6 protein-coding genes are annotated in these 7899 nt (G+C 65.7%); 3 read left to right on the top strand and 3 right to left on the bottom strand.

The features are described from left to right. Window positions 1-96 precede the first annotated feature (96 nt). Window positions 97-1434, bottom strand: coding sequence for a UDP-glucose/GDP-mannose dehydrogenase family protein (locus MJ783_RS11645; protein ID WP_239310424.1), 1338 nt, complete (start codon window positions 1432-1434; stop codon window positions 97-99). A gap of 386 nt (window positions 1435-1820) precedes the next feature. Between MJ783_RS11645 and MJ783_RS11640 the strand changes: the two genes are divergently transcribed. The 3 genes from MJ783_RS11640 (at window position 1821) to MJ783_RS11630 (ending at window position 6602) form a co-directional block, all read left to right on the top strand. Next, complete coding sequence (locus MJ783_RS11640; protein ID WP_239310423.1) at window positions 1821-3062, top strand: glycosyltransferase family 2 protein; 1242 nt, start codon at window positions 1821-1823, stop codon at window positions 3060-3062. 124 nt (window positions 3063-3186) lie between these two features. Beyond that, the gene (locus MJ783_RS11635) at window positions 3187-5535 is read left to right on the top strand and encodes a right-handed parallel beta-helix repeat-containing protein (protein ID WP_239310422.1); all 2349 of its coding nucleotides are present in this window, start codon (window positions 3187-3189) and stop codon (window positions 5533-5535) included. A 110-nt stretch (window positions 5536-5645) separates the two neighbouring features. Next, on the top strand, window positions 5646-6602 hold the full coding sequence (locus tag MJ783_RS11630) for a right-handed parallel beta-helix repeat-containing protein (protein WP_239310421.1): 957 nt from the start codon (window positions 5646-5648) through the stop codon (window positions 6600-6602). A 132-nt stretch (window positions 6603-6734) separates the two neighbouring features. Here MJ783_RS11630 and MJ783_RS11625 read toward each other — a convergent pair whose 3' ends face one another. Together MJ783_RS11625 and MJ783_RS11620 are read right to left on the bottom strand one after the other, a co-directional pair. Further along, the gene (locus MJ783_RS11625) at window positions 6735-7139 is read right to left on the bottom strand and encodes a DUF3817 domain-containing protein (protein WP_239310420.1); all 405 of its coding nucleotides are present in this window, start codon (window positions 7137-7139) and stop codon (window positions 6735-6737) included. Beyond that, window positions 7136-7564 (bottom strand): hypothetical protein, encoded by a 429-nt coding sequence (locus MJ783_RS11620; protein ID WP_239310419.1) that lies wholly within the window; start codon window positions 7562-7564, stop codon window positions 7136-7138. The genes MJ783_RS11625 and MJ783_RS11620 overlap by 4 nt, the downstream gene beginning before the upstream one ends. Window positions 7565-7899 lie beyond the last annotated feature (335 nt).

Below are 7899 nucleotides of genomic sequence, written 5' to 3'. Positions count from 1 at the left end.
CTGCCGGGCAGCCAGGCCGGAGCGCCGTTGCGGTCATCGCAGGGTGCTCCGGCTGGTGCCGACAGGCCCGCCGAAGCGGGCTCGGGCGGAGCGAGCCTACGGCCGGCCGAGCGCGTGGTAGTCCCACCCGGCGGCACGCCACTGGACGGGGCTGAGGGTGTTACGACCGTCGATGATGACGCGGGCCGAGACGACCGCGGTCAGCGCGGCCGGGTCGAGCTCGCGGAACTCCATCCATTCGGTGAGGTGCAGGACGATGTCCGCGTCGGTCGCGGCATCCACGGCGCTGTCGGCGTACGTGAGATCAGGGTAGGCGCGCCGGGCGTTTTCGATGGCGGCCGGGTCGTGCACCGTGACGGTTGCGCCAGCCTGGCGCAGGGCGCTGGCCACGGCGAGGGCCGGGGAGTCACGGATGTCGTCGGAGTTGGGCTTGAAGGCCGCGCCGAGGACCGCGACCTTCTTGCCGGTGACGTCACCGCCCAGGAGCCTGGTGGCGAGCGCGACGGTGTGACTGCGCCGCCGCAGGTTGATGGCATCCACTTCGGCCAGGAACTTCACCGACTCGCCCGCGCCGAGTTCGGTCGCGCGCGCCTGGAAGGCACGGATGTCCTTGGGCAGGCAGCCGCCGCCGAAGCCGAGGCCGGCGTGCAGGAAGCGGCCGCCGATCCGGGTGTCGTAGGAGATGGCTTTGGCCAGGTGGGTGACGTCGGCCCCGGTGACCTCGCAGACTTCGGCCATGGCGTTGATGAAAGAGATCTTGGTGGCGAGGAAGGCGTTGGCCGCGACCTTGACGAGCTCGGCGGTCGGGTAGTCGACGACGACGAGGGGAGTCCCGGCCTCGAGTACCGATCCGTAGACCCGGCGCAGCGTCGCCTCGGCCGTGCCGTCGGCTGTCACGCCGAAGACGAGCCGGTCCGGGCGCAGGGTGTCGTCGACCGCGAAGCCTTCCCGCAGGAACTCGGGGTTCCAGGCGAGCTCGACCCCGGGCGCCTCGGCGGCCAGCCAGTCGGCGAGACGGGCAGCGGTTCCGGCCGGGACCGTGGACTTGCCCACGACCAGCGAACCGGGGCGAAGCCCGCCCGCGATCAGCCCGCTGACAGCGGAGTCGACGTAGCGCATGTCCGCCGAGTTCGAGCCGGGGTGCTGCGGTGTCCCGACACAGATGAAGTGGACGTCAGCTCCGGCGGCGGCTTCGGCGAGGGAGGTCGTGAATGACAGTCGGCCGGACTCCAGGTTCTTCCGGAGCAGCTCCTCCAGCCCCGGCTCGAAGAAGGGCACTTCACCAGCGGCGAGACGCGCGATCTTGTTTGGGTCAACATCAACACCGATGACCTCGAACCCGAGCTCTGCCATGCAGACCGCGTGGGTCGCGCCCAGGTAGCCGGTCCCGATTACAGAAATTCTCAACGGACTAACAACTGTTGTCTCTTCCATGATAAAACGTAAACCCCCACCTGGCAGTAATGTTACTTTGAGTGTCGCGGATTCGACATGATCCGTTAACGTTAGGCAAGTCCGGGTCATGTGCCGCGGAGAAGAAAGATTATGCTTGCATCTGATGGAGCTAAAGTAAAACTACTCAACGTGATCGGCGTTTTTTGTAGCAGGGCAAGTGCGTTCGGTAGCAACGAGACCCCCGGTGTGTCTGCGATTTGCATCACACTGCTAGCGTCCTTCCAGCACTGCTATGGGGGGTGGGGGTTGTTTGGCCCGCACACCTGACGACCATTCTTTTGGCCGACATGATGAGGGCGGGCCGGCGGACATCTACTTTCTCGGGTAGGTCTTTCGGCAAGCCTCCGGAGGGAAACCGTTAGGCAATGGACGCGCTCAGTTCCGTGATCGACCGCATCGGATCGTACTGGGGGCTTGTTCCTCTCGGGATCGCTGGAGTGATCTCGTGGTCGGTGTGGTTGTTCCGACGGGTATTGTCTTCTCGCTACAAGCCGACCGAGAACGACTTCCGCGCCTCGACGTCCGTCGTCGTCCCCTCCTTCCGGGAGGACCCTGACGTCATTGAGCGTTGTCTCAAGACGTGGCTCGACCAGGATCCCGATGAGATCATTATCGTTCCAGACGTCGAGGACACCGAGCTCATCAGGCGACTGACCAGACACGCCCGCGACAATCCGGTCATGCGGGTGATCCCGTTCGTGCACGAGGGGAAACGATCAGCGCTGGGCGTCGGTATCTCCGCGGCTACCAAGGAGATCGTGGTGCTCTGCGACTCCGACACCGCCTGGGAGCCGGGCCTGCTCGCCGCCGTCCAGATGCCCTTCGTCGATCCCAAGGTCGGCGGGGTCGGTACCCGCCAGAGCGTCTACAATGCGCGTACCAGTGTCTGGCGCAGGGTAGCGAACTGGCTGGTCGACATCCGTTACCTCGACTACGTGCCGGCGCAGGGCAGAGCCGGGGCCGTGGCCTGTCTGTCCGGCCGGACGGCGGCTTACCGCCGTGAGGCCATTCTCCCCGTGCTCCACAATCTGGAGAACGAGTTCTTCCTGGGCCGGCGCTGTATCGCCGGGGACGACGGCCGCCTCACCTGGCTCACCCTGGCATCCGGTTACAAGACCATGCACCAGGATTCGGCCCGCGCGATTTCGATGTTCCCGGACGGGCTGAAGCCGTTCATCAAACAGCGGGTGCGGTGGAGCCGTAACTCCTACCGCTGCTATCTCACGGCCATCTACAAGGGCTGGCTGTTCCGGCAGCCGCTGATCTGCCAGATCAGCGTTCTGCAGATCCTGCTGACCCCGGTCACCATGGGGGTGGCCATGACCTACCTCGGGTTCTGGATAGCGCGCCCGCAGGCGAACGCTCCGCTGATTGCCATCGCCTGGCTCCTGGGTGGACGTGCCGTCCGTGGGTTCTCGCACCTGCGGGAGCATCCGCGGGACATCTTCATCCTCCCGGTAGTTGTTTTGATGATCGTAATTGTCGCCCTTCCGATCAAGACATGGGCGTTCATCTCCATGAACAAGCAGGGCTGGCTGACCCGCCGCGCCGACCTGATCGGCGGCGAGGGGCAGTCGGACGCGTCTGTTCGGATGAGTCAAAAATGATCGGAGTTTCATGATCACCCCGATGTCCGGACTCTCCGCTGCTCGGCGTTTGCTGCCCGATGCCCGTCGCCGCCCGCGGCACGGCGCGCACGCGCGAGCCGGTAGCGCGCTCGTCGGGATGGTTATGGCGCTAGTCTCAGGTCTTGCGTTCGCTCCTGGCGTTGTGGGCACCGCGGCAGCGGCGCCGCTGCCACCGCTGCCGCCGGTCACCTCCGCGGATGCCAAGCAACAGTCCAACCTGGTCGATACCGAGGACCTCCGGCTGCGGTCGATGTTCGCGAAGTTCGGCGTGCTGAAGGCGCCGTCCATCGTGCAGACCCAGGGCAGCCTGCCCACCCTGCTGCTGCCGGGCCGCCCGGCTCCCTACACGGTCGAGGACGTCGTTGCGGCTGGTGGCATGCGCAAGGACGTCGACGGCGCACTGCTTGAGCTGACCAGCATCGTCGTCGGGCCGAACGCGCGCTTCATCATCGACCAGCGCTTTGGGACGCTGCGGCTCGCCAGCAGCGCGGCGGGGTTCGTGGCGCTGACCAGTTGGCGTGGTGCCATTGAGATCAATGGAAACCCTCAGCAGCCGATGAATGTCATCTCCTGGGATGTCAAGGAGCTCAAGCCCGATCTCAATCCGGTTGACGGGCGTGGCTACATCCGCACGATGGGTGGCGAGCTTGTCGTGCGTAATGCGCGCGTGGCCAACCTCGGCTTCTGGAACGGCCGTACCGGTGGACTCGCCTGGACGGGCAGCAAGGGGCAGCCCAGCACCGGCGGAGCGGCCAACTCCACATTCATCAACAATGTCTGGGGTGCCTATATCTCCGGTAGTGAGGGCATTCAGATGATCAATGTCCGGCTGGAGGGCAACGACCGGGCCGGTCTTGCCGTTCACCGGGACGCGGTCAGCACCCTCATCTCCGGCAGTACCGCCATCGCGAACCACGGTGACGGCATCACCATCGACCGTGCGTCAGGCTCCCGGGTGATGCGCAGCACGATCTCCGGCAACAGCGGTGACGGCATCACCTTGGACGGCCGCGGCATCGGCCTTGTCGCCACCGCCACCGGGGTACAGATCAATCAGGTCAAGGGCACCGTCATCGAGGCCAACAAACTGACCGACAACGGCCGCTACGGCATTCGCGTCCTCGGCGGTGAGGATGCTTCCGTCCGCGGTAACACGGTCGCGGGCAGTACGGTGGGAATCGTCATCAAAAGTGGCGCGAACGGCACCCAGATCGTCGACAACACGGTCAGCGGTGTCACCGAGTCCGCGATACAGGTAGGACCGGACGCCAAGCGGACGGCGATCACAACTAACAAGTTGTCCGACGGCCGGATGGGGATCATCACCCAGGACGCGCCGACGAACATCATCAGCCGGAACACGATATCGGGGGCGACTGAGTTCGCTGTCTCGATCCGGGGCCAGGCCGACGGGACGACGATAGGTAACAACACGCTGTCCGGCCGAGGCTGGCGTGCGGTGGACATCAACAAAGCTACTGGGATCACCGGCGCTGCCCTTACCGGTAACGATGTCTCGAACTGGATTCCACGGGTCGAGCGGCCCTGGTATTCAATCTTCGAGCGGCACCCCGCGTTGTTTGTCTGGTCCTTCATGGCGCTGCTGCCGATTCTGGGCTGGCGCATCCGGCGCCGCTGGCGCAAGCGGGCGGCGGAGCATCCCTATCCCGAGTCGGATCTACTCGTGCAGCGGATGAACAAGGTGAGTGATCCGAAGAGATCCGCATTGGCAGCCGTTGGCGTCAAGGAAGCGGCGGTGCCCGTTGGGGCAGCAGCTGCCATGCTGTCCGCTTCGCCGCCGGTTTCGGCCGATTCCGAACGGATGCCCATGGTTCCGGGGCAGGCCGGGCCCCGTGCGCCGAGCCACCGCGGAGCGGCCGCGGAGCAGCGGCCGGGGGGCAGCCAGCCCCGGCCCGCCGACGCGCCCTGGTTCGCTCCTGGTACCCCCGCCGCCGATCCCGGCGCCGCGCTGGTGCCCGCGGCCCTGCGGACACCGCTGGACGGCCCGACGGAGACGTTCCAGCGCCGGATACCGGAGCGGGCGCATTCCCCGTTCAGCCAGGATGACAACCCGACCATGGACGTGCGGTTTCAGCGTGACCGGATCCAGGGGTACCAGGACGACCCGTTGAACGGGCACGGGAATGGGAACGGGCATGGGAACGGGCATGGGCACGGGAATTTTTATGGGAACGCTCATGGTTACGACGACGACTTCCAGCCGGCGATCCGGCCGGAGCTCGCTCCATCAGCTGACCGATTCCCGCAGTGGAACGCTCACCCAGCTGAACCGCAGGGCTATCCGAATGCCGTTGATGAGGACACCACGACCATAGTCAGTGACGAAGGCGTGTCAGTGGTCAAACTCGACGCCGTCGGGCCGGCTCGGGCAATGATTTCCTACAACAATGGCCGGAGTCGCGACCGTCATGGGCGAAAGGACCCGGAGTGACGCCTGTCGCCATACGCCAGGGGCGGTTGCGGCTGTTTGCTACGGCCACCGCGGCCGTAGCGATCGCCACAGCGACCGCCTCCTGTCATGGTGACGATGCGAAATCGGTCGTGCCGGAGGCGCCCACCGCGCTGGCGGACGGGGTCGGGCTCTCCGGCCAGGCGCAGCAGGCTGTCTGCCCGCCGGGCGCTCCCACCGTCCACGACGCCGCCGGCCTCGAGAGCGCGCTGGCCTCGGCGAGCCCAGGCGCTGTCATCCGGATGGCCGACGGGACGTATACCGGCGAGTTCGTCGTCACCAAGGCCGGTACCGAGGGTGCGCCGATCTGGCTGTGCGGTTCGACCAGCGCGGTGCTGGACGGCGGGGATGACGCCGACTACGTTCTGCATCTTGATCATGCTTCTTTCGTTCGGCTGGTCGGTTTCAGCGTCCGCAATGGCAAGAAGGGCGTGATGGCGGATGCCACCCAGCACAGCGTCATCGCTGGGCTGAGCGTCAGCGCTATCGGGGACGAGGCCATCCACCTGCGTGACTCCAGTTCGGACAACCTGGTGACCGGAAACACCGTGCGCGACACCGGACACCGGTCCGCGAAGTTCGGTGAGGGTATCTACATCGGCAGCGCGAACAACAACTGGTGCAAGATTTCGAACTGTAACCCGGACGCCAGTGACCGTAACTTCATCATCGGCAACAACATCGCTGGAACGACCGCCGAGAACATCGACGTCAAAGAAGGAAGTACCGGCGGTCTTATCTCGGGGAACGTGCTGTCCAGCGACAGGATGACCGATGACGGCGGTGACTCGTGGATTGACCTCAAGGGTAACGGGTGGATCGTCGAGAAGAACACGGGCAAGGGCGGCGGGGCGCTCAAGGACGGCATCCAGGAACACGTGGTGAAGGAGGGCTGGGGCCGCCGCAACATCATCCGGAACAACACGCTCGTGGTGAACGCGACCGGCTTCGGAATCTACCTCCATGACAAGGACGTCGGGAACGTGGTCGGCTGTGACAACCAGGTTGTGGGCGCGGCCGCGGGTTTTTCCAACGCCGCCTGTTCCTGACCGTGGCCCCGGCTGGCCGTGCCCTTCCTGATGGGCCCTTCCGGGCCCATCCTGACCATCTCCGGTGCCGTGGGCTGACCCCGGATTCACCGCCGGACCGGATGATCCGGGGCAAAGCAGCTGGCCGTCAACTCAGCTGGTTGCGCGTCCCAGTACCTGCCGGGTGACTTTTCGCTCGGCCACGAACGACAGGAACGGCACGGTTCCCGCAATCATGATCGCAAGAGTGTGGACGGGGCGAAACCGGCAGCGCGATGCCAGGTCCACGGTCAGGGCAAGATAAAGCATGAACAGGAACCCGTGTAGCGGACCCACGGTTTCGGCCACGACCGGCGTGCCCGCCAGGTACTTCAGCGGCACGCCGATCAGCACGAGGGCGATCAGCCCCACGCCCACCACGTATGCCAGTACCCGGAAACGCAGCAGTGCGCCACGGATCGCCTGCTCGCTGTAACGCCCTGTCCGGCCGCTGGCTGCCGGCAACGTGGGCGAAGCCCGGAGGGCATCGAGCGCGGTGTCATCGGCCGGGCTGGTCACCGCGTCCTCGGCCCTGATGACGCGTCCCGCTCGTGCAGCGTGGCAAGATAACGGTTGTACGAGGCCAACTCCGCTTCATCCTCCTCGTCCTCGATGGTGCTCTCGGTCAGGTCGCCGATGGTGAGCCGGTAGGCATCGGCGCGAGCCACGCCATCCGCTCCCAGTGGGGGCGCGCTGCTTGGTTCGGTTTCCGGTGCTGGCGTCGGCGTCGGGTGAAGTTCCTCACGCAGCATCTGCCACCAGCCGAAGACTACGGCGGCAGCGAAGATCGGCCACTCTACTCCGTAGAAGAGATTCTGCAGCGTACCGCGTGCGGACTGCCCCTTCTCCCACTGCCACCAGCCGAGTCGGGCGAAAAGGCCGATCAGGAAGAGGGCGAGCGCATGGCGGAACAGCCACGAGGGTGAGAAGAGGACTCGGCGCACACTTGTGACGCTACCTCCGGTCCGTGCCCGGTGGGGCGGCCTGCCCGCCCCGGCTGGGGGGGGTTAGCGAGGAACGAGCAGGCCGAAACGCACGAAACGGCGTTCTGGTCGATCATGAAGATCCCCAGGGACGAACTATCCGTACGTTCACATGTCCAGTCGCTCCAGCTCGCTGGATGGTTGCCGCGTCCGGAACATCTCTTTGCGGTTGTGGGAGGGCCGTTCGGCCACGGCGGTTTGGACCGCCCGGCAACAGGGGCGTCCGCTCGTGGCCGGACCCGTGGACCAGCGAGTCGACGACGTGTTCGAAGAGGGTCCGGTCGGGGACGCGGCGG

This window comes from Protofrankia sp. Cj3, assembly GCF_917627355.1.
Classification (GTDB): Bacteria; Actinomycetota; Actinomycetes; order Frankiales; family Frankiaceae; genus Protofrankia.
Note: the sequence above shows the minus strand (reverse complement) of the source record. Positions and strands in the feature narration are given on the sequence as shown.